Source organism: Hydrogenophaga sp. PBL-H3, from assembly GCF_010104355.1.
GTDB lineage: Bacteria > Pseudomonadota > Gammaproteobacteria > Burkholderiales > Burkholderiaceae_C > Hydrogenophaga.
On sequence record NZ_CP044972.1, the window covers coordinates 2388170 to 2410278 of the forward strand.

A 22109-nucleotide genomic window follows, 5' to 3' on the forward strand; every position below is an offset into this window, starting at 1 on the left:
CGATGGGCCTCCGCTGGTCAGGTCGTGGATTGCGCTTCGTCACCGGTGAACCAGTGAGCGCGTGCCAGCATGATCAGCGCGGTGGCCTCTTCAGGCGTCTGTGCGGTGATGTCGGTGAGCTCGTCGGTGGCCAGGTCGGCCAGCTCGTCGCGGGTGTGGATGCCGGCGTCAGCCAGCTTGGCGACCAGCTCGGGGGTCACGCCGTCGAGGTCGCGCAGGTCTTGCGAAACTTCTTCGACGCTCTCTTCGCGAGCGATTTCCATGGTCAGCAGGGCATCCTTGGCGCGGGTGCGCAGCTCATTGACCGTATCTTCGTCAAAAGACTCGATCTCCAGCATTTCCTGCAGCGGCACGTAGGCCACTTCTTCGAGGCTGGTGAAGCCTTCTTCGATCAGGATGTCGGCAATCTCCTGGTCCACGTCCAGCTTGGCCATGAAGATCTTGCGGATGCCGTCGGCCTCTTCGGCCTGCTTCTGGGCCGACTCGTCGGCCGTCATGATGTTGATGCGCCAGCCGGTCAGCTCCGACGCCAGGCGCACGTTCTGGCCACCGCGCCCGATGGCAATGGCGAGGTTTTCCTCGTCCACCACCACGTCCATGGCATGGCGCTCTTCGTCCACCACGATGGAGACGACGTTGGCCGGCGCCAGCGCGCCGATGACGAACTGGGCTGGATCTTCCGACCACAGCACGATGTCCACGCGCTCGCCGGCGAGTTCATTGGTCACGCCATTGACGCGCGAACCGCGCACGCCCACACACGTGCCGATGGGGTCAATGCGTTTGTCGAAGGTGTGCACGGCGATCTTGGCGCGCGAACCCGGGTCACGGGCGCAGGTCTTGATCTCCAGCAGGCCTTGTTCGATCTCAGGCACTTCCTGGCGGAAGAGCTCGATCATGAAAGACGGGGCCGAGCGCGACAGCAGGATGGGCGCGCCGCGCAGCGTCAGGTCCACGTCCATGATCATGGCGCGCACACGGTCGCCCGTGCGGAAGTTTTCCTTCGGGATCATCTCGCCACGCTTCAAGCGGCCTTCAACGCGACCGCTCTCCACGATCAGGTCGCCCTTGTCCATGCGCTTGACGGTGCCCACGAAGATTTTGTCGCCGCGCGACATGAAGTCGTTGAGCAGCATTTCGCGCTCGGCGTCGCGGATCTTCTGCAGGATGACCTGTTTGGCCGCCATGGCACCGATGCGGCCGATCGGCACGCTTTCGACCGGCTTCTCGATGAAGTCACCCTCTTCGATGTCGGCGAGCTCGTCGCGGGCATCGGTGAGCAGCTCTTCGGCGTCCGGGTTCTGCAGGCCGGCCTCATCGGGCACGACCAGCCAGCGGCGGAAGGTTTCGTAGGCACCGGTGTCCGGGTCCATGGCCACGCGGATGTCCACGTCGCCCTTGTAGAGTTTCTTGGTGGCCGAGGCCAGCGCCAGTTCCACGGCGCCCAACACGACGTCGCGCTCGACGTTTTTCTCACGCGAGATCGCATCGATCAGCATCAACATTTCGCGGTTCATTTCACTCGCCCACCTTTCCGAATAGCTTGTCCTGGGTCACTTTGATTTCCCTCATTCATCACTGTCTGGAGCTTGGGCTCCGGGAGCCTGTCGGCCCTTGAAATTCACAATCGGCGCCAAGCGCGCCTGCTGGATGTCGTCCAGCGAAAAGGTCAAAGCCTGCATGGGCACGGGCGCTCGCTTCTTGCTCACCCGCGCGCCGGGTTTGGGTTCTGGCGCATCGCTCCAGACCACCTGCCACTGCACGCCGTCGTCGGCACGCTCCAGCGTGCCCCTGAATTTCTTGCGGTTGGCCGCCACGTCGGTCCCGGTGGCGCCAATCGGCGCCTTCAGGGTGAGGTCGACCACATGGCCCTCGAATCGCACATAGTCGATCTCGCGCTTGAGCGGACGGTCGATGCCTGGCGAACCCACTTCGAGGCGACGGTACTCGAGGCCCTCGACTTCCAGCAGATATTGCAACTGACGCGTGATCTTTTCGCAATCTTCGACCGTGACAAAACGCTCTTGGGGCGCCGGCTGGCCTTCCACGGGCGCTTCCCAGGGCAGATCGATCGTGACCTTCAGCAAGCCACTGCCCGAGCGCTCCAGCTCCACCAGGTCAAAACCCAGTCCGGTGACGGTCTGCTCTACGATCTCTTGCCAAGCCATGCTGATGGTGTCTGCCCAGGGGTTCGCCGCCGAATTTGCCCTGTGGATTACCCCAGGGCCAAAAGCGTTCGGCCAAAAAAAATGGGCCGGTATTTACCCGCCCATTTGGTCGTGAAGCTCGCATTGTAACGCCTGCCAAGACCAAATGGCAACCCGATCAACGGCTCAACGCTGAACGCCGTTCAAATACCCAGAATCCATTGAATGAGGTTTTTGGCCAGAAACCCCAGCATGCCGAATGACAACACCAGAAACAGCACGAAGGTGCCGAACTTGCCGGCCTTGGATTCGCGGGCCAGGTTGAACACGATGAAGAGCATGTAGAGGATGAAGGCCCCGATGCCGAAAGTCAGACCGAACTGGGCGATCTGTGCCTCGGTGTAGCCGAAAACGGTGTTTCCCATGGCTCAGTTCGCCACCCGATGGGCGGTCAGGTCGCGGTAGGCGTGCCAGCTGGCGTGGGCCAGCAGCGGGATCAGCACGATCAACCCGAGCAAGGCCGTGGCCATGCCCAGACCGACCAGCATGCCGATCACCACCGCCCACAGCACCATGGGTCCGGGGTGGCTGGCCACGGCACGCCAGCTCTCGGTCACCGATTCCATCACCGTGGCGCGGGTGTCCACCAACATGGGCAAGGCCACCACGGTGGATGCAAACACGGGGGCCGCCAACAGGGCACCCAGCAGCAGCCAGACCTCAAACAATCCGATTTCACGCACCAGCACCACGTGCCGCAGAAAATCCAGGGGCTTGTGAATGGGCACCGGTGAACCCCAGGTGATCAACCCAGCCGAGGTGAGCACCCAGCCAGTGCCGGCCAGACCCAGCAGCAGCCCGAACTTGACCAGCCGGCCGTCGCCCGAACGCCAGAGCTGCACCACCTCGCCGAGGCCGGCCTGGCGCTGTCGACTGATTTGGTACAGCCCGGTGGCCAGGATGGGTGCCACGATGAGGAAGCCTGAGAAGGCGCCAGCCAGCAGCCAGAACTGGTCGCGCGCGGCCCACAACAGCAGCCATCCAAAGGCGGTGAGCAGGAGCCCGTGGACCAGCCCGGGCACCGGGTTGCGCCGCAGGTCGGCCCATCCCAAGGCCAGCCAGCGCCAGGGCGACTGCAGTGTGACGGGGTGCGTGAGCTGTGACGAAGATTCGATCATGGGAAACGTTTATACGCCGCCCGCCTTGCCTGGGGGCTGATGCAGGTCAAGCCCCGGATCGCTTCAGGCAGCCGCTTGCACCAGCGTGCGGGTGTAGGGGTGCTCCGGGGAACGAAGGACCCGCTCGACCGTGCCGCTTTCCACCACCACGCCGTCTTTCATCACGATGACGTGATGCGCCATCGCCTGGATCACGTCCACGTCGTGCGTGATCAGCAGGTAGCTCAGGCCGCGTTCGCGTTGTAGGCGCTGCAGCAGGGCCAGCACCTGTTTTTGCACCGTCACGTCGAGCGCGCTGGTGGGCTCGTCGAGCACGAGCAACTGAGGATCGATGATGAGTGCGCGTGCGATGGCCAGGCGCTGTCGTTGGCCGCCCGAGAACTCGTGCGGGTAGCGCTGCAACCAGTCGCCGCCGCGCCGGGGGTCGTCCACCAGACCGACGTCGGCCAGGGCCTTGACCACACGTTCACGGCGTTGCGCAACCGACAGGCCGCTTTGGTGAACGAGCAGGCCTTCGCCGACGATCTGTTCGATGGTCATGCGCGGCGAGAGGGAAGAAAAGGGGTCCTGGAACACGACCTGCACCCGCTGGCGCAGTGCCCTGCCCTGGCCATTCTTCAAGGCCTGCGTCCAGTCGGAGCCGGTCACTTGCAAGCGGCCCTGATGGGGCAACAGGCCAAGAGCGGCCAGCGCCAATGTCGACTTGCCCGAGCCCGATTCTCCGATCACACCCAGCGTCTGGCCCGGCGCCAAGTCCAGATCGGCACCCTGCACGGCAACGAATTCACCTTTTTTGAACCACCCCTGCACACCCGGCAATGACACGGGGTAACCCACGCGCAGTCCGCGTGCTTGCAGCACCGGCTTGGCGCCGACGGCGGGCGGTTCGGCGGGTGCCACGTCGCGCTCGGGCTTGCTGGCCAACAGCATCTGTGTGTAGGCGTGTTGCGGGGCGGAAAACACGTCTGCCACGGCGCCCTGCTCTACCAGATGGCCCTGCTCCATCACGGCCACGCGGTCGGCGAAACGGCGCACCAGGTTCAGGTCGTGCGTGATGAGCAGCACCGCCATACCGTGTTGACGTTGCAGGTCGGCCAGCAGGTCCAGGATCTGGCCGCGCAGACTCACGTCGAGTGCGGTGGTGGGCTCGTCGGCCAGCAGCAGTTTCGGGCTGCTGGCCAGGGCCATCGCAATCATGGCGCGTTGACGCTGACCACCGCTGAGCTGGTGCGGGAAGGCGTTGGCGCGGCGCGCGGGCTCGGGGATGCCGGTGGATGCCAGCAGCTCGACGGTGGACGCGAGCGCCTGCCGCGGCGTGAGGCCCTTTTTCAGCTGCAGCACTTCGACGATCTGGTCACCCACGGTGTAGAGCGGGTTGAGCGCCGTCATGGGCTCCTGAAAGATGATGGCCACCTCGTCGCCGCGCACGCCGCGCAACTGGTGTTCGCTCATCTGCAGCAGGTCGCGGCCGTTGAGCAGCGCCGAGCCACTCACGTCGGCGTTGTGCACCAGGCGCAGCAGCGACAGCGCGGACACCGTTTTGCCCGAGCCGGATTCGCCCACCAGCGCGAGCTTCTCGCCGGCCTTGATGGAGAAGTCGATACCGTGCACGACGGCCTGACCGCCGAACGACACGCGCAGGCCCTTGACTTCGAGGAGCATGGAGGTCGTCATTTGTCCGCTTTCCGCGGGTCGAGCGCATCACGCAGGGCATCGCCCATGAAGGTCAGCAGCAGCAGCGTGATCACCAGCACCGCGAAGGTAGAGAGTGAAATCCACCACGCGTCGATGTTGTTCTTGCCCTGGCTCAGCAGCTCACCCAACGACGGTGTGCCGGGCGGCACACCCAGGCCCAGAAAGTCGAGCGAGGTGAGCGCCAGGATGGCCGCGCTCATGCGAAACGGCAGGAAGGTCACCACCGGCGTGAGGCTGTTGGGCAGCACGTGGCGCCAGATGATCTGCCAGTTGGACAGGCCGAGCGCTCGCGCGGCGCGCACGTAGTCCAGCTGGCGGTTGCGCAGGAACTCGGCGCGCACGTAGTCACTCAGGCCCATCCAGCCGAACAGGCTGAGCAGGATCAGCAGCAGGCTGATGCTGGGCGCGAACACGGCTGAGAAGATGATGAGCAAGTACAGCTCGGGCATGGAACCCCAGATCTCGATGAAGCGCTGAAAGGCCAGGTCGGTCTTGCCGCCGAAGAAACCCTGGATGGCGCCCGTGAACACACCCAGCAACACACCGATGACGGTGAGCGCCAGCGCGAACAGCACGCTGACGCGAAAGCCGTAGATCAGTTGCGCCAGCAGGTCGCGCCCGCGGTCATCGGTGCCGAACAGGTTGTCCAGCGTGGGCGGCGATGGGTTGGGCAGTTTGGCGAAGTAGTTCAGCGTCTGCGGGCCGTACGGATTGGGAGCGTAGATGGCCCAGTTGTTGCCCTTGGTGAGCTGCTCGCGGATGAATGGGTCGAGGTAGTCGGTGGTGGTGTCGAAGTCGCCACCAAACACGGTCTCGGCGTAGTCCTTGACCATGGGGAAATAGGTGGTGCCCTCGTAACGCACGATCAGGGGACGGTCGTTGGAGAGCACCTCCGCGAAGAGGCTCCCCACCACCAGCAGGCAGAACAGCACGAGGCTCCAGTAGCCCAGGCGGTTGCGCTTGAAGCGGCGCCAGGCGCGCGCGCTCGGGGACAACGAGGGTGTCACGGCTTCAGTCGAATTTGACACGCGGGTCCACCCAGACGTAGCAGAGGTCGGAGATCAGCTTGGTGACCAGCCCGATCAGCGTGAAGAAAAACAAGGTACCGAGCACCACGGGATAGTCGCGCCGGATCACGCTCTCGTAACTCAGCAGTCCCAGCCCGTCGAGCGAGAACAGGGTCTCGATCAGCAGCGAGCCCGCAAAGAAGGCGCCGATGAAGGCCGAGGGAAAACCGGTGACGATGGGAATGAGCGCGTTGCGGAAAATGTGCTTCCACAGCACTTGGCGCTCGCTCAGGCCTTTGGCGCGCGCGGTCATCACGTACTGCTTGCGGATCTCTTCCAGAAACGCGTTCTTGGTCAGCATGGCCGTGACCGCGAAACTGCCCAGCACCATGGCCACCACCGGCAAGGTGATGTGCCACAAGTAGTCGACGATGCGCGCGCCCCAACTGAGGTCTGCCCAGTTGGACGAGGTGAGGCCGCGCAGCGGAAACCACTGCAATTGCCCACCAAAGACCACCAGCAGCGCCACGCCCAGCACGAAGCCGGGGATGGCGTAGCCGATGAGCACGAGCAAGGTGGTGACCAGATCAAAGCGCGAGCCGGCGCGCACCGCCTTGGCCACACCCAGCGGCACGGCCACGCCGTAGCTGATGAGGAACGTCCACAGGCCCAGCGTGATGGAGACGGGAAGCTTCTCCATGATGAGTTGGGACACCGCCTTGTTCTGAAAGAAGCTGGTGCCCAGATCAAAGCGCGCGAACTGGCCCAGCATCTGGAAGAAGCGCTCGTGCGCTGGTTTGTCAAAGCCGTACAGCGCCTTGATCTGCTCGATGCGCTTGGGGTCCACGCCTTGCGCCCCGCGGTACACCGAACCGCCCTCGGCACCCGCCGCGCCGGCACCCGCTCGGGCTTCGGCCAGATACTGATCCACAGGACCACCGGGCACGAACTGGATCACCACGAAAGTCAGCAGCAGTACCCCGAACAGCGTCGGGATCATGAGCAGCAGGCGTTTGAGGATGTAGACCCACATCGCGTCAGTCCCTTCGGGGTGGAGCAGACCACCAGGTGTCAATGGCCCAGACTTCACCGGATGCGTACGGCGGCATGTCTTTCGGTCTCGCTAGCCGCCACGCGTTGTATGCCATGCGGTGTGTCGTGGCCGACCACTGCGGGATCAGCACATGGCTGTGGGTGATGGCGCGGTCCAGTGCGCGGCAGGCGGCCAGGAACTCGGACTGTGTGGCCGCTTCGATCATGCGTTCGATCAAGGCGTCCACCGCCGGGCTGGCCATGCCGGTGTGGTTGCCCGAATCCTCGGTCTTGGCGGCCTGGCTGCCGAACAGGTCGGCGTATTCAGCGCCCGGGTTGTTGGTGCCGCCGTAGGCCAGCGAAACAATGTCGAAATCGAAGCTGCGCAGGCGCTGCTGGTACAGCGCGAAATCCACCGGCCGGAACTTGAGTTCGACGCCGAGTTTGACCAGGTTGCGGATCCAGGGCGTGACCACGCGGGCGCCGGTCTCGTTGCTGTCGAGGTACTCGATCACCATGGCCTTGCCCTGCGCGTTGCGCAACTGGCCGCCCTGCACCGTCCACCCCGCTTCGCGCAGCAAGGCCTGGGCGCGCTTGAGGTTGCCGCGAAGGGAGCTCGCACCATCGGTGCGCGGCGCCGCGTACACGGGGCCGAACACAGCCGGCGGCAACTGCTTGCGCCAGGGCTCCAGCAAGGCCAGCTCTTCGGGAGAGGGTGTGCCCTGCGGCGAACAGTCGGTGTTGCCGAACAGGCCCTGCACACGCTGGTAGGCGTTGTAGAACATCTGGCGGTTCATCCACTCGTAGTCCATCGCCAGGCCCAGCGCCTCGCGCACGCGAATGTCATTCAGCGGCGGGCGTCGCGTGTTGAGCACATAGCTCTGGAAGCCGGTGGGCAATCGGTGCGTGAACTCGCCCTTGACGAGCTCGCCGGTATCGAACCGTTTTCCGTTGACGCGGCGTGCCCAGTCTCCCGCCGAGAAGAAACGCATGAGATCGAATTCGCCGGCCTTCAGGGCTTCGAGCTTGGCGGTGTTGTCCTTGTAGATCTTGACGACGATGCGGTCGAAGTTGGCGGTGCCGCGGCGCACTGGCAGGTCGCGTGCCCAGTAGGCGGGGTCGCGCACGTAGGTGATGTCCTTGCCGAACTCGACGGGTCCGATTTTGTAAGGCCCGCTGCCGATGGGAATGTCGGTCACGACCTGGTCGAATGTTTTGCGTTGGCCGGTCTTGGGGTCCACCGCATTGCCCCAGGCCCGGCTGAACACCGGCAGGCCGCCCACGGTAAGTGGCAGTTCGCGGTTGGGTTTCTTGAAGCGGTAGCGCACGACTCGCTCGCCCAGCACGTCCAGCCCGGCCACGTCCTGCAACACGGTCTTGAAGGCCGGCGAGGTGTGCGGCCCCATGAGGGTGTCAAAGCTGTGTTTCACGTCGGCGGCGAGCACTGGGTCGCCGTTGTGAAAGCGTGCGGTGTCGCGCAGTTTGAACGTGACCGACAGGCCATCGGGCGCGGTGCTCACGTCATCGGCCAGCAGCCCGTAGGCTGCGCCGTTTTCATCCAGCGCGCCGGTGAGCAGGGAATCGAACATCAGGTCCGACAGGTAGGCCGGTGCACTGCCGCGCAGGGTGAACGGGTTGTATTTGTCGAAGGTGGAAAGCCGCAGGTTGCTCACCAGGCGCAACTCACCGCCCTTGGGTGCGGTCGGGTTGACGTAGTCGAAATGGGTGAATCCGTCGGGGTACTTGAGCTTGCCCCAAAGCGCATAACCGTGGGCTGCCCAACCCAGTGGGCTACAGAGCATCAGCAAGGCGGCCAGGGACGTCGAGACGAGTCGGTGACCGGGGCGGATGCGGGGGAAGTGCATGCGACAATTCTGAAGGATTTTTCATTGGAGACTGAAACATGGGTTTTCTCACCGGCAAGAAATTGCTGATCACGGGCGTGCTGTCCAACCGATCCATCGCCTACGGCATCGCCAGGGCCTGCCATCAACAAGGGGCAGAGCTTGCATTCAGCTATGTCGGGGAGCGCTTCAAGGACCGCATCACCGAGTTCGCTGCCGACTTCAACTCCCAACTCATCTTTGACTGCGACGTGGGTGACGACGCGCAAATCGACAAGCTGTTTGCCGACCTTTCCCTGGTCTGGCCCAAGTTCGACGGCTTCGTGCACAGCATCGGCTTCGCCCCACGCGAAGCCATCGCCGGTGACTTTCTTGACGGCCTCAGCCGCGAGAATTTCCGCATCGCGCACGACATCAGTGCCTACAGCTTCCCGGCCATGGCCAAGGCCGCGCTGCCCATGCTCAACGACAAGTCGGCCCTGCTCACCCTCACCTACCTCGGTGCCCTGCGCGCCGTGCCCAACTACAACACCATGGGCCTGGCCAAAGCCAGCTTGGAAGCCTCGGTGCGCTACCTGGCCGAATCACTCGGCCCCAAGGGCATGCGCGTGAATGGCATCAGTGCCGGCCCCATCAAGACGCTGGCGGCCAGCGGCATCAAGGACTTCGGCAAGCTGCTGGGCATGGTGGCCAGCGCCTCGCCGATCCGACGCAACGTCACCATTGAAGACGTGGGCAACGTGGCCGCCTTCCTGCTGAGCGACCTGGCTGGCGGCGTGACCGCCGAAATCACCTATGTGGACGGTGGCTACAGCCACACCACGGGCGTGAGCCGCGACAGTGACGCGCTGAGCTGATCCCAAGCCTGCGGCAGCCAGCAAAAAGGCCCCACGAGGGGCCTTTTGCTTTCAGACGCAGAGGCCTTCAGGCCTTCACGCAATCGGCGAAGTAGCGCTTCTTGCCGTCGTCCCCCACCATCTCCACGAGGCCGTGGATGTCGGTTTCGAAGCCCGGGCACTGGGCGTTGAACTCGCGCGCGAACTTGAGGTAATCCACGATCTTTTTGTTGAACACTTCGCCCGGGATCAGCAGCGGAATGCCTGGCGGATACGGCGTGACCAGGCTGGTGGTGATGCGGCCTTCGAGCTCGTCGATCGGCACACGCTCGGTGGTGCGCTGCGCGATGTGCGCGAAGGCGTCGGTCGGTTTCATGGCCGGCGTGAGGTCGCTCAGGTACATCTCGGTGGTGAGGCGGGCGATGTCGTAGCGGGCGTAGAGCTCGTGCACATGCTGGCACAGGTCGCGCAGACCCATCTGCTCGTAGCGCGGGTGCTTCTGGCAGAACTCGGGCAGGATGCGCCACATCGGCTGGTTCTTGGCGTAGTCGTCCTTGAACTGTTGCAGCGCGGTCAGCAGCGTGTTCCAGCGGCCTTTGGTGATGCCGATGGTGAACATGATGAAGAAGCTGTACAGGCCGGTCTTCTCCACCACCACGCCGTGCTCTGCGAGGAACTTGGTGACGATGGACGCGGGAATGCCCTCGGGCTCGAAGCGGCCGTCCAGGTTCAGGCCCGGCGTGACGATGGTCGCCTTGATCGGGTCGAGCATGTTGAAGCCCGGCGCCATGTCGCCAAAGCCGTGCCATTCCTTGGCCGTGGCCTGTGAGCCCGCCGGGTCGGGGTTGAGCACCCAGTCGATGGCTTCACCCATGCCCTCCTCGGCCAGGTCGTCGGGGCCCCAGACCTTGAACCACCAGTCGTCGTCGCCGAACTCGGCGTCAATCTTGCGCATGGCGCGGCGGAAATCGAGCGCTTCAAAAATGCTCTCTTCCACCAGCGCCTTGCCGCCGGGCGGCTCCATCATGGCCGCCGCCACGTCGCAGCTGGCGATGATCGCGTACTGCGGGCTGGTGCTGGTGTGCATCAGGTAGGCCTCGTTGAAGAGGTGGCGGTCGAGCTTGACGTTCTGCGAGTCCTGCACCAGCACATGGCTGGCCTGGCTGATGCCGGCCAGCAGCTTGTGGATGGACTGCGTGGCGTACACCACGGACTCCAGCGGCCGCGCGCGCTTCTTGCCCATGGCGTGGAAGTTGCCATAGAACGGGTGGAAGGCCGCGTGCGGCAGCCAGGCTTCGTCGAAGTGCAGGTTGGCCACGTAACCGTCGAGCATCTGCTTGATCGCCTCGGTGTTGTAGAGCACGCCGTCGTAGGTGGACTGGGTGAGCGTGAGCACACGCGGCTTGACGGCGTCGGCGTCCACGCCGGCGAGCAGCGGGTTGGCGCGGATCTTGGCCTTGATGGCGTCGATCTCGAACTCGCTTTGCGGGATCGGGCCGATGATGCCGTAGTGGTTGCGCGTGGGCTTCAAGAAGACGGGGATCGCGCCCGTCATGATGATGCTGTGCAGGATGGACTTGTGGCAGTTGCGATCGACCACCACCACGTCGCCCGGCGCCACCGTGTGGTGCCAGACCATCTTGTTGCTGGTGCTGGTGCCGTTGGTCACGAAGAAACAATGGTCGGCATTGAAGATGCGCGCGGCGTTTCGCTCGCTCGCGCCAATGGCGCCGTTGTGGTCGAGCAACTGGCCGAGTTCTTCCACCGCATTGCACACGTCGGCGCGCAGCATGTTCTCGCCAAAGAACTGGTGGAACATCTGTCCCACCGGGCTCTTCAGGAACGCCACGCCGCCCGAATGGCCCGGGCAGTGCCAGGAATACGAGCCGTCCTCGGCGTAGTCGAGCAGGGCTTTGAAGAACGGCGGCTGGATGCCTTCGAGGTAGCTCTTGGCCTCGCGGATGATGTGACGCGCCACGAACTCCGGGGTGTCCTCGAACATGTGGATGAAGCCGTGCAGCTCGCGCAGGATGTCGTTGGGCAGATGCCGGCTGGTCTTGGTCTCGCCGTAGATGTAGATCGGCACGTCCGAGTTCTTGCGCCGCACCTCGTCGATGAAGTTGCGCAGGTTCAGCACCACGGGGTCGAGGTCGGCACCGTGGCTGAACTCCTCATCGTCGATCGACAGGATGAAGGCACTGGCGCGGCTCTGCTGCTGGGCGAACTGGCTCATGTCCCCATAGCTGGTCACACCGACGACCTCGAAGCCCTCGGCCTCGATGGCCTGCGCCAGCGCGCGAATACCCAGACCCGAGGTGTTTTCGGAGCGGAAATCCTCGTCGATGATGACGATGGGAAAGCGAAATTTCATGAAATTCTCCAGCCGCGGGCGCGGCCATCAGGCAAAAGTAAGCAGGCAGCGAAAGCGCCCTTGATGGCAAAGCAGGCGCGAAGTGTACGGACAACGTGTGTCCGCGCTCTGGCGCCGCACGGCATTTGCCGCAGAATGTGGCGCTGGTCCTACAAACGCCGCAACCGGCCAAGGGCCAAAGGCGATCACGCAGGCCAGTCGCAGTCGATCAACAAAGTGGGAGCATGCATGTCGGATTCAACATTGTGGTGGTTGTTGGCGGGTTCCACCGTCGCGCTGGAGCTGTTCACGGGCACCTTTTACCTGCTCATGCTGGCCGTGGGCATGGTGGCGGGCGCGCTCGCCGCCCACGCCGGCCTTGGCATGGCCGCACAACTGACCGCAGCCGCCATCACCGGTTCGGCCGCGGTGGTGGCTTGGTATTTCGTCAAGAAACGGCGCGCCACCGACCCTTCCGTGCGGGCCATGCGCAGCGTGAACCTGGATGTGGGCGAAATCCTGCAGATCGACGAATGGAACGCCGATGGCACGGCCAGCGTCAAATACCGAGGTGCCCAATGGACCGTGATCCAGCGTCCGGGCAACTCCCCAACGCCCGGGACCTACCGCGTTGCCGAGTTGGTGGGAAGCCGCCTGCTGGTCGACAAGGTTTGACGCCCAAATTCGACACACGCTTGCGCTAACCTCCCCCGTCCACCTTCCAACAACTTCGCCGAGAGCCTGCCCGCCATGGAAATCGCCATCCTGCTGATCATCGTTGCCGCCATCTTCATCACGCGCTCCGTCAAAGTGGTGCCGCAGCAAAACGCCTGGGTGGTCGAACGACTGGGCAAATACAACACCGCTCTGGCGCCCGGCCTGAATTTTCTGGTCCCATTCATCGACAAGGTGGCCTACAAACACAGCCTGAAGGAGATCCCGCTGGACGTGCCCAGCCAGGTCTGCATCACGCGTGACAACACCCAGCTGCAGGTTGACGGCATTCTGTATTTCCAGGTCACCGACCCCATGCGCGCCAGCTACGGCTCGTCCAATTACATCGTTGCCGTGACCCAGCTGGCCCAGACATCATTGCGTTCGGTCATCGGCAAACTGGAACTCGACAAGACCTTCGAGGAGCGCGACATCATCAATGCACAGGTGGTGCACGCCATCGACGAGGCTGCGCTGAACTGGGGTGTGAAGGTGCTGCGCTATGAGATCAAGGACCTCACACCACCCAAGGAGATCCTGCTGGCCATGCAGGCGCAGATCACGGCCGAGCGTGAGAAACGTGCCCTGATCGCCGCCTCCGAAGGCCGTCGCCAAGAGCAGATCAACATCGCCACCGGCGAGCGCGAAGCCTTCATTGCCCGCTCCGAAGGCGAGAAGCAAGCCGAGATCAACAACGCACAAGGCGAGGCCTCCGCCATTCTGGCCGTGGCCGAAGCCACCGCCGAGGCCATCCGAGTGGTCGCCGAAGCCATCCGCCAACCCGGTGGACAGGAAGCCGTGCAGCTGAAAGTGGCAGAGCGCGCTGTGGATGCCTATGCCAAGGTCGCAGCTGATGCCACCACCACGCTGATCGTGCCGAGCAACATGACCGAAGTGTCGGCCTTGATTGCTTCGGCCATGAAGATGGTCGGCGCCAGCAAAACCAACTGACCCCCCACCCTCGCCGAGACGACCATGACCCTCGCTCGCAACGTACTCGGCAGCGAACTGCTGCCCTGCTCCTACGACCCACTCACTGGTTTCTACCGGGACGGTTGCTGCGAGACCGGCCCCGATGACCACGGCACCCACGTGGTGTGTGCTCGTGTCACCGCGCAGTTTCTTGATTTCTCGCGCGAACGCGGCAACGACCTGAGCACGCCCCGGCCCGAGTGGCGGTTTGCTGGCCTCAAGCCCGGCGACCGCTGGTGCGTCTGCGTGCAGCGATGGCTGGAAGCCCTGCAAGCCGGCTCAGCCCCGCCCGTCGTGCTGGAGAGCACCAACGCGACCACGCTGCAATACGTGAAGCTGGAGGTCTTGCAACAACATGCGTGGCACAAGACGGCCGACGGCAGCCCGACCAACTGAGCCGACCAGCGAGGCTGCTACAATCGAAGGCTTCGCGGAGAGGTGGATGAGCGGTTTAAGTCGCACGCCTGGAAAGCGTGTGTGGGCTAATACCCACCGCGGGTTCGAATCCCGCCCTCTCCGCCAGGGATCAAGAAAAAAACGGGCCTCACGGCCCGTTTTTCATTTCTGCTTTCTTTGCTGACTGCAATGCACGGCGCCATGCAAAACTCCTGCACGCGAATCATCCGGTTTGATGCGAACCAGTTGACGGAACCGATTGCGCTGAGCCTCGTGACGCTCCCTCAAGCCTTTATAAAAGTCGTCCATGCGGATTGCCGGGGATCTCCGGGGGGTGTCAGGCCAATCGTACTCCGGATAGACGTATCCAGGGATCGCAAGGCAAGTTGAGCGGTTGCTCAGCGCAATCGGCATAGGGGGCCTCCATATTCGGAGGCACCCCTGCCACACCACCCGGCGTGCGGGTCCGCACCGGGCGGTTCGAGAGCTTGAGGTCAGGACAGCCTTGGCATTCCCAATCGGTCGAAGTACGCAATGGTGAGTACGGTCTTGAGCAGCCGGTCACTGTTGCGCCACCAGCGGCGGCTGTTGCCAGCCACTTGTAGCGCCACGTTTTCCCTCGCCCCAAGCGCCTTGAGCTCCCGGTAGATCGGCCGCGGCCGCTTCCAGTGCTTGAGCTGGATGGCCCGCAGCCGGTGGCGCAGCCACTCATCCAGCTCTCGCCAGACTTTGGGCGTTTGCGCCATCTCGAAGTACGCCTTCCAGCCCAGCAGATAGGGCCGCAACTTCTCCACCACCTCGCCCATGCTGCGCCCGCCCGAGCGGCGTGTGAGCTGCCGCACCCGGGCCTTGAAGGTCTCCAGTGCCTTCTTTGCGACTGCACATTTGACTTCTCCTCCCTTGCTCACCCACAACGCATACCCCAGGAACTTGCGCCCGAAGGCGCTGGCCACCGCGCTCTTGGCTTCGTTGATCTGAAGCCTCAAACCGGTGTACAGCTCCCGGAGATAGGCCATCACCCGCTCCCCGGCTCGTCTGCTGCCCACGTAGACGTTGCAGTCGTCGGCGTAGCGCGCGAAGCTGTAGCCCCGGGCCTCCAGCGCCTTGTCCACATCGTCAAGCAGCACGTTGGCCAGCAGTGGCGAGAGGGGCCCACCTTGCGGCGTGCCCAGGTGGCGATCAACCACCACCCCGCCATCCATGATCCCAGCGTTCAGATAGGCCCGAACCAGCCGGATCACTCCAGCATCGTCGATGCGCTTTCTCACTCGATCGATCAGGATGTCGTGGTTGACCCGGTCGAAGAACTTCGTCAGGTCCACGTCCACCACCACGCGCTTGCCCGTTTGCACGTACGCCCGCGCGGCCTTGACCGCATCGTGCGCCCGCCTGCCCGGACGAAACCCATGGCTGTGATCGCTGAAGGTGGGGTCGATCAGGGGTTGCAGCACTTGCAGCAGTGCCTGCTGGATCAGTCGGTCCAGCACCGTGGGGATGCCCAGCTCGCGCTGGCTTCCATCCGGCTTGGGAATCATCACCTTGCGTACCGGGCTGGGCCGGTAGTGCCCTGCCAGCAGCTCTTGGCGGATGTCGGGCCAGTGCTGGCGGATCAGCTGGGCGGTTTGCTCGATGTCGAGCCCGTCCCCCCCGGCGGCACCCTTGTTGGCCCTGACCCGCTTCCAGGCGGCTTGCAGGTTCTGTCTCGTCAGCGCCACTTCCAGCAGGCCACCAGTGCCCGCCTTCGGCTGTGCCGACCCTGTGTGCGGGTGCTCAAGGAGCGGGCCGCAGGCTTCGTCGCTGATGAGATCGCGCACGGCTTCACCGTACGCTACGCCCACCCGCCCGGATCGCTCCAGCATCTGACGCATGGCCTTTGACATCTCCTTGTCCTCGCTCACTCACTCTCGTTCGGTCCTTCGCTCTTGCCTTCTGGCCTCATCGGCCCCGGCGCCAGCTACTACGACCTATGCTGACTTCTCGCTCCGGCAGAGCCGTCTTCCTTTCAGAAACAAGGCGAGATCTCCCCAGGTAAGAACGCACACCTTCAGCGCACAACCGCCGCATCTACGTCGCCTCGCCTTTGGTCACAAGAGCTTCGTGGTTTCTGGCCCACTCGCCCTGCTCGGCAACGCCTTCTATGCGGTTCTTGTTCATCGGCTCGCGCTTTACGCTCCACGCTTCCTTCCCACGCTCGGTCGCCCTCACGCAGTTGCGCTTCACTTTGCTCACTGTGACCAGCTCGCAGCGGGACTTGCACCCGCAGGTGGGCGCCCATGCTGGGCGCACCAAAAGAAAAGGCCACCCGAAGGTGGCCTTTTTGACACTACCGGAGCGCTGGATCAGCGGATCACGGACAACGTGGTGCGGGCACCTGCCTTGTAGGTCATCAGCGTCAAGGCGCCGTTCTTGATATCGCCTTTTTCGTCAAAGGCGATGTTGCCGGTCACGCCTTTGTAGGCAGTGGCCTTGAGTGCAGGCAGGTAGACCTTGGGATCTGCAGAACCAGCGGTCACCATGGCGTTGGCCATGACTTTGACTGCGTCGTACACGTAAGGTGCGTACACCTGAACGTCAGCACCGAACTTGGCCTTGAAGTCAGCGCGGAACTTGTCCATGCCTTCCTTCTGCTCGCCTTCGACACCGCCGGCTTCAGCGCAGTACACCTGGTCGTCGGCCATGCCGTCAGCGGCCAGCTTGGGCAGCTCGCTGGAGCAGATGCCGTCGCCACCCATGAACTTGGCCTTGATGCCGAGCTGTTTCATCTGCTTGAGCATCGGGCCGGCCACGGCGTCCATGCCGCCGAAGAACACGACGTCAGGCTTCTTGGCCTTCAGGGTGGTCAGGATGGCGTTGAAGTCGGTTGCTTTGTCGTTGGTGAACTCACGGCCCACCACGGTACCGCCTGCGGCAGCCACACCTTTTTCGAACTCGTCAGCCACGCCCTGACCGTAGGCCGTGCGGTCGTCGATCACGGCCACGGTTTTGGCCTTGAGGGTTTCCACAGCGTACTTGCCGAGCGTGCCACCAAGGTGCACGTCGTCAGCGACCATGCGGAACGCGCCTGCGTAACCCTGGCGGGTGTACTTGGGGTTGGTTGCCGACGGGGAAATCTGGGGAATGCCTGCGTCGTTGTAGATCTGCGAAGCAGGGATGGTGGTGCCGGAGTTCAGGTGACCGATCACGCCAGCCACTTTGGCATCCACGAGCTTGGTGGCAGCTGCGGTGCCTTGCTTGGGATCAGCAGCGTCGTCTTCGGCCAGCAACTCGAACTTGACGGGTGCGCCAGCGATGGTCAGGCCAGCGGCGTTGAGTTCTTCGATCGCCATCTTGGCGCCGTTTTCGTTGTCCTTGCCGAGGTGGGCAATCGCACCGCTGGTGGGTCCGACGTGACCAATCTTGATGACCTGTGCTGCAGGCGCAGGAGCCGCCGCAGGTGCTGCGACTGGCGCGGCTTCTTCTTTTTTGCCGCAAGCGGCAAGAGCGACGGCCGCAGCAAGAACGGCGAGTTTCAGGTTCAGTTGCATGGTTTTCCTCGAAAAGGATTAAAAAGTTAAGCGATGGGAACTTTTGCCATCACGCTCATAAAGATACTCTAAAAATGATGCGGATTTCACTTGCGTGACAAGGCGAAAGCTCTATCGAGGGTTTTCCCAGAGCACATCACCTCGATGAATGACGCATTAGCGGTGGTCATGCCGCGATGGAGCGCGCTGTTGCGAAGCTGCGCTCAGTCGGTCGGAGCCAACTGAAGATCGTGCCGCAGAGGCTCCAATCCGAGTGCCTTGTACTGGCGCCAGCGCTCGCGGGCGGGCGCACGATCGGCCTCGTCAAGCGTCACCACTTCGATAATCCTGCTGAACGCCGCCGGGTCGTCGGGCATGTCGTGGCGCAGATTCACCAGAATGAATGCGCCACGTTCATCGGGAAGACGATGACCCAACTGAATGGGTGAGTGGCTTTTCAACAGATCAACGTCGTCGGCGCGGCAATGCGGCACGAACTCGCCCGCGCCCATGGTCCACAGGGCATTGTCGAGTCTCGTCAGATCGGCATCGGCGGTCCACACAAACAGGCGCGCCTTGCGCAAATAAGCCTTGCGCAGCAGCCGGCAGGCATACCCCAGCCGATCAGGCGCGTTGAAGTGAAAGGCGACTTCGGGCACATCGGCCTCAGGCGCTGGCGGCACGCCGGGTCTTCGGCTTGGCCTTGACAGGCGCATCGACCTGATCCAGCAGGTACTGCAGCAACAGCGGCACGGGCCGGCCGGTGGATCCCTTGGCCGCGCCGCTCTTCCAGGCCGTGCCCGCAATGTCCAGGTGAGCCCAAGGCAGTTCGGTGGCGAACTTCTGCAAGAACTTGGCGGCGGTGATGGCGCCGCCCGCACGGCCGGCCACGTTGCCCATGTCCGCGAAGTTCGACTTGAGGCCTTCGGCGTACTCGTCGTCCAGCGGCATGCGCCAGCACAGGTCGAGCGACTTTTCGCCAGCGCTGGCCAGCGCATGCGCGAGATCGTCGCGGGCGGAAAACAAACCGGAGCGCACGGCGCCCAGGGCAATCACGCAAGCGCCGGTGAGGGTGGCGATGTCAACCACGCTGCGGGGTTTGAAACGGGCGGCGTAGGTCAATGCATCGCACAGGATCAGGCGGCCTTCGGCGTCGGTGTTGAGGATCTCGATGGTCTGGCCGCTCATGCTGGTGACCACGTCGCCGGGCTTCACGGCCTGACCATCGGGCATGTTCTCGCAGCTGGGTATGAGGCCGACCACGTTGATGGCTGGCTTGAGCTCGGCCAGCGCCGCGAAGGTGCCAAGCACGCTGGCTGCACCGCCCATGTCGAACTTCATTTCGTCCATTTCGGCGGCGGGCTTGATGGAGATCCCGCCGGTGTCAAACGTGATGCCCTTGCCCACCAGCACCACGGGTGCGCTGCCTTTGGCGCCGCCGTTGTAGTGCATGACGATGAAGCGCAGCGGCTCCACGGAGCCGCGCGCGACCGACAGGAAGGAACCCATGCCCAGCGCTTCCACCTGCTTGGGGCCGAGCACATCGGTTTTCATGCCGGGGGTGCGACCGAGCTTGCGCGCGGCCTCACCCAGCATGGTGGGGGTGGCGTGGTTGGCCGGCCGGTTGGCCCATTCCTTGGCGAACTCCACGCCCACCACCTGCGCCTTGCCGACTTCAAATCCGCGCTGCACGTTGCCCGATGTCGCCACACCCACCACCACCTGCTTGAGTGTGCGCGCCTTGGCGCTGGGTTTGGTGGTGGTGTAGCAGTAGGTGGCGTCGGCACAGGCCTGCATGGCGGCACGCACGCCGTCGTCGGTGGCTTCGATCAGGCTGAACACGAGGCCGAGTTTCTGGAGACCGGGCTGCTTGAACGATCCCATGGCGGCGGCAACGGCCTTGCGCACCGAGGCAGCCGATCCGTCACCCACCCGCACCAGAGTCACGCGCGAGGCCTTGAAACCTTCGGGCCGGTAGCAGGCCAGCAGCTTGGCCACGCCACTTTCAAGGTCCTTGTGCTCCACCGCCTGCGCCACCAGACGGGTCAGCGCCTGGTCGGCGGACTTCATGGTCGGGGTCACATCGGGCACCAGCACCAGCAGCGCGTCGACGGGCAGTTGGGCCGCTTGTGCAGCGCTGAGGGATTTGAGTTCGAAGTCCATAATCGTGTTTTCCTTGTAGCAATCGATGTTATTTCATTCTTCCATCCGCAAAGAGCTGGCGCGCAGCTTCGGAGCCACCCTGGTGGTGCTGTTCACCATCGTGCTGACGATGCTGTTGATCCGCACGCTGGGCCTGGCTTCGCGGGGCAGCGTGAACCCGCAAGAGATCGCCCTGGTGCTGGGCTACACCGTCATCGGCCGCATGCCCACCATCCTCACGCTAGCCTTGTTTGTGGCCATCGTCTTTTCGCTCTCGCGCATGTACCGCGACAGCGAAATGATCATCTGGTTTTCCAGCGGGCGCTCGCTCGGGGGCTTTCTCGGGCCGGTGCTGCGCTTCTCGTGGCCGATCCTGGCGGTGATCACGCTGATGGTGTTTTTCGTCTGGCCCTGGGCCAACCAGCAGACCGACAACTTGCGCAGCCGCTTCGAGCGCCGCGGTGATCTGGAGCGTGTGGCGCCGGGCCAGTTCCAGGAATCATCGAGTGGGCGCCGTGTCTTCTTCATCGACAAGGACACGGCGGGCGGCACCGAAGGCCGCAACATCTTCATATCGAGCACCGAGGACGATGGTCGCGAGACGGTGACGTCCGCGCGCTCGGGGCGGATCGAGTGGGTGAATGATGAGCAGTTCCTCATGCTCAACAACGGCCAGCGGCTGGAAACGGCTGCCGACGGAAGCGGCTTGAAGGTCAGTGAGTTCGAGAGCTACGGCACGCAGATAGGATCCAGCGCGATCGGTGAACGGGGTGCGCAAGCCCTCAAGTCGCGCAGCACGCTGCTGCTCATCACCGAGCCCGACCGGGCCAACCTGGGTGAGCTGGGCTGGCGCATCGGCATGGCACTCACCGCGCTCAACTTCGTGCTGATCGCCCTGGCCACCACCGCGGGCAATCCGCGTGCGGGCCGCGGCGGCAACCTTTTCTTCACCCTGTTCTCCTTCGTGTTTTATTACAACCTGCTCAACCTCGGCCAGAGCTGGGTGGCGGGCGGGCTGGTGAGCCTGGGCGCTTTCATGCTGATGCTGCACGGCGGGGTGTTCGTGCTGACGGTGCTCTGGTTGATCAAGCGGCATTACAACGTGAGCATGCGCAGTTGGCTCAACAGCCGGCGCAACGCCAGCGCAGCGTCACGAGGGCCTGCCGCATGAAAACCATCCGACGCCTGATCTACGGCGAAATCTTTCTGGCGGTGGGCTTCGTGCTGCTGGCCTTTCTGTCGCTGTTCTTCTTCTTCGACTTCGTGGACGAGCTGCCCGCGCTGGGCAAACCGTCGGCGCTGGACCCCAAGCTGGTGTACGAGGTGCCGCATGCCTTGCTGTACGTTGGCCTGCTCATGCCCAACCGCATTTATGAGTTGCTGCCGATCTCGGTGCTGATCGGCGCAGTTTTCGTGCTGGCGCGGCTGGCCCAAGGCTCGGAATACACGATCCTGCGCACCAGCGGGCTGGGCCCCTGGCGCGCGCTGCGCACGCTGCTCGGCCTGGGTGCCGTGTTCGTGGTGCTCACCTTCGCACTGGGCGACTACGTGGCACCGCTGGCGGACCGGACGGCTCAACTGCTCAAGGCCCGCTACCAAGGCAACATCAGCGTCGGCCAGACCGGCGCCTGGCTCAAGGAGCGACAGCCCTACAGCAATTTCTCGGTCAACGTGGGCTCGATGTCGTCACAAGGCGGGCTGGGCAACGTGCGGATCTTCGAGTTCAACAACCAGGGCTCGCTGGTCTCCACGCTCACTGCGGTCACCGGCCAGATCGAGGCCGACGACTCATGGACCTTGCGCCAGGTGCAGCGGCGCGAATTCGACACCGCCGGCAAGGCGTCGGCCCGCATCGTGCGCAGCGAGCTGGAAACCTTCCGCTGGCCCAGCGGCATCAACAGCGAAATGGTGTCGGTGGCCTTGCTCAAGCCCGAGACAATGCGCACGGCCGACCTGTTCGGCTACATCCGCCACCTGCAGGCAAACGGGCAGACGGCGCAGCGCTACGAGATCGAGTTCTGGCGCAAGGTGTTCTACCCACTCAGTTGCCTGGTGATGGTGGTGCTCGCCCTGCCCTTCGCTTACCTGCACTTCCGCTCGGGCAGCATCACCGCCTACGTGTTTGGCGGCGTGATGATCGGCATCAGCTTCTTCCTGCTCAACAACGTCTTCGGCTACATCGGCAACCTCAATGCCTGGCAGCCCTGGCTGGCGGCGGCCTCACCCGCGCTGATCTATTCGGTGTTTTCGCTGGCCGCGTTTGGCTGGCTCGTCTTGCGAAGGTAGCGTGTCC

General features: G+C 63.6%; 19 protein-coding genes and 1 tRNA gene. 7 read left to right on the forward strand and 13 right to left on the reverse strand.

Features of this window, described 5'->3' with window-relative positions:
• Nucleotides 1-17 precede the first annotated feature (17 nt).
• The 8 genes from nusA to F9Z44_RS11155 all read right to left on the reverse strand — a co-directional run bounded on the left by nusA (nucleotide 18) and on the right by F9Z44_RS11155 (nucleotide 8861).
• Entirely contained in the window at nucleotides 18-1517 is a 1500-nt protein-coding gene (nusA, locus tag F9Z44_RS11120) for a transcription termination factor NusA (protein ID WP_159606125.1), read from the reverse strand.
• A gap of 51 nt (nucleotides 1518-1568) precedes the next feature.
• Nucleotides 1569-2168 carry a ribosome maturation factor RimP gene (gene rimP, locus F9Z44_RS11125; protein ID WP_159606127.1) on the reverse strand — a complete coding sequence of 200 codons (600 nt, stop codon included), beginning with the start codon at nucleotides 2166-2168 and terminating at the stop codon, nucleotides 1569-1571.
• A 182-nt stretch (nucleotides 2169-2350) separates the two neighbouring features.
• Nucleotides 2351-2572 (reverse strand): DUF2788 domain-containing protein, encoded by a 222-nt coding sequence (locus tag F9Z44_RS11130; RefSeq protein WP_159606129.1) that lies wholly within the window; start codon nucleotides 2570-2572, stop codon nucleotides 2351-2353.
• Nucleotides 2573-2575: 3 nt separating this feature from the next.
• Nucleotides 2576-3325: a DUF2189 domain-containing protein gene (locus F9Z44_RS11135; protein WP_159606131.1), complete on the reverse strand. Its 750-nt coding sequence runs from the start codon at nucleotides 3323-3325 to the stop codon at nucleotides 2576-2578.
• A 63-nt stretch (nucleotides 3326-3388) separates the two neighbouring features.
• Nucleotides 3389-4999, reverse strand: coding sequence for an ABC transporter ATP-binding protein (locus tag F9Z44_RS11140; protein ID WP_159606133.1), 1611 nt, complete (start codon nucleotides 4997-4999; stop codon nucleotides 3389-3391).
• On the reverse strand, nucleotides 4996-6048 hold the full coding sequence (locus F9Z44_RS11145; protein WP_159606136.1) for an ABC transporter permease: 1053 nt from the start codon (nucleotides 6046-6048) through the stop codon (nucleotides 4996-4998). Before F9Z44_RS11145 ends, F9Z44_RS11140 begins: the two co-directional genes overlap by 4 nt.
• Nucleotides 6032-7060, reverse strand: a complete 1029-nt coding sequence (locus F9Z44_RS11150) for a microcin C ABC transporter permease YejB (protein WP_159606138.1) — start codon at nucleotides 7058-7060, stop codon at nucleotides 6032-6034. The genes F9Z44_RS11145 and F9Z44_RS11150 overlap by 17 nt, the downstream gene beginning before the upstream one ends.
• A 4-nt stretch (nucleotides 7061-7064) precedes the next feature.
• The gene (locus F9Z44_RS11155; RefSeq protein WP_159608677.1) at nucleotides 7065-8861 is read right to left on the reverse strand and encodes an extracellular solute-binding protein; all 1797 of its coding nucleotides are present in this window, start codon (nucleotides 8859-8861) and stop codon (nucleotides 7065-7067) included.
• Between the two features lie 101 nt (nucleotides 8862-8962).
• Here F9Z44_RS11155 and fabI point away from each other — a divergent pair, with 101 nt between their 5' ends.
• A complete protein-coding gene (gene fabI, locus F9Z44_RS11160) occupies nucleotides 8963-9760 on the forward strand; it encodes an enoyl-ACP reductase FabI (RefSeq protein WP_159606140.1) in 798 nt (265 codons plus the stop codon).
• Between the two features lie 67 nt (nucleotides 9761-9827).
• Here the strand turns inward: fabI and F9Z44_RS11165 are convergent, their stop codons facing one another.
• Entirely contained in the window at nucleotides 9828-12110 is a 2283-nt protein-coding gene (locus F9Z44_RS11165) for an arginine/lysine/ornithine decarboxylase (protein ID WP_159606142.1), read from the reverse strand.
• A 228-nt stretch (nucleotides 12111-12338) separates the two neighbouring features.
• Between F9Z44_RS11165 and F9Z44_RS11170 the strand changes: the two genes are divergently transcribed.
• The 4 genes from F9Z44_RS11170 to F9Z44_RS11185 all read left to right on the forward strand — a co-directional run bounded on the left by F9Z44_RS11170 (nucleotide 12339) and on the right by F9Z44_RS11185 (nucleotide 14297).
• The gene (locus F9Z44_RS11170; RefSeq protein WP_159606144.1) at nucleotides 12339-12764 is read left to right on the forward strand and encodes an NfeD family protein; all 426 of its coding nucleotides are present in this window, start codon (nucleotides 12339-12341) and stop codon (nucleotides 12762-12764) included.
• 75 nt (nucleotides 12765-12839) lie between these two features.
• Nucleotides 12840-13754: an SPFH domain-containing protein gene (locus F9Z44_RS11175; RefSeq protein ID WP_159606146.1), complete on the forward strand. Its 915-nt coding sequence runs from the start codon at nucleotides 12840-12842 to the stop codon at nucleotides 13752-13754.
• A gap of 24 nt (nucleotides 13755-13778) precedes the next feature.
• On the forward strand, nucleotides 13779-14171 hold the full coding sequence (locus F9Z44_RS11180; protein ID WP_159606148.1) for a DUF2237 family protein: 393 nt from the start codon (nucleotides 13779-13781) through the stop codon (nucleotides 14169-14171).
• 36 nt (nucleotides 14172-14207) lie between these two features.
• Nucleotides 14208-14297 (forward strand) — tRNA-Ser (locus F9Z44_RS11185).
• A gap of 368 nt (nucleotides 14298-14665) precedes the next feature.
• Here the strand turns inward: F9Z44_RS11185 and ltrA are convergent.
• From ltrA to F9Z44_RS11205, 4 genes are all read right to left on the reverse strand, one after another.
• Complete coding sequence (gene ltrA, locus F9Z44_RS11190) at nucleotides 14666-16051, reverse strand: group II intron reverse transcriptase/maturase (RefSeq protein ID WP_159606150.1); 1386 nt, start codon at nucleotides 16049-16051, stop codon at nucleotides 14666-14668.
• 459 nt (nucleotides 16052-16510) lie between these two features.
• Entirely contained in the window at nucleotides 16511-17695 is a 1185-nt protein-coding gene (locus tag F9Z44_RS11195) for a branched-chain amino acid ABC transporter substrate-binding protein (RefSeq protein ID WP_159606152.1), read from the reverse strand.
• 203 nt (nucleotides 17696-17898) lie between these two features.
• Complete coding sequence (locus F9Z44_RS11200; protein ID WP_159606154.1) at nucleotides 17899-18333, reverse strand: DNA polymerase III subunit chi; 435 nt, start codon at nucleotides 18331-18333, stop codon at nucleotides 17899-17901.
• Between the two features lie 7 nt (nucleotides 18334-18340).
• Nucleotides 18341-19837 carry a leucyl aminopeptidase gene (locus F9Z44_RS11205; RefSeq protein WP_159606156.1) on the reverse strand — a complete coding sequence of 499 codons (1497 nt, stop codon included), beginning with the start codon at nucleotides 19835-19837 and terminating at the stop codon, nucleotides 18341-18343.
• Between the two features lie 25 nt (nucleotides 19838-19862).
• Between F9Z44_RS11205 and lptF the strand changes: the two genes are divergently transcribed.
• Nucleotides 19863-20987, forward strand: a complete 1125-nt coding sequence (gene lptF, locus F9Z44_RS11210; protein WP_159606158.1) for an LPS export ABC transporter permease LptF — start codon at nucleotides 19863-19865, stop codon at nucleotides 20985-20987.
• Complete coding sequence (gene lptG / locus F9Z44_RS11215; protein WP_159606160.1) at nucleotides 20984-22102, forward strand: LPS export ABC transporter permease LptG; 1119 nt, start codon at nucleotides 20984-20986, stop codon at nucleotides 22100-22102. The genes lptF and lptG overlap by 4 nt, the downstream gene beginning before the upstream one ends.
• Nucleotides 22103-22109: the final 7 nt, after the last annotated feature.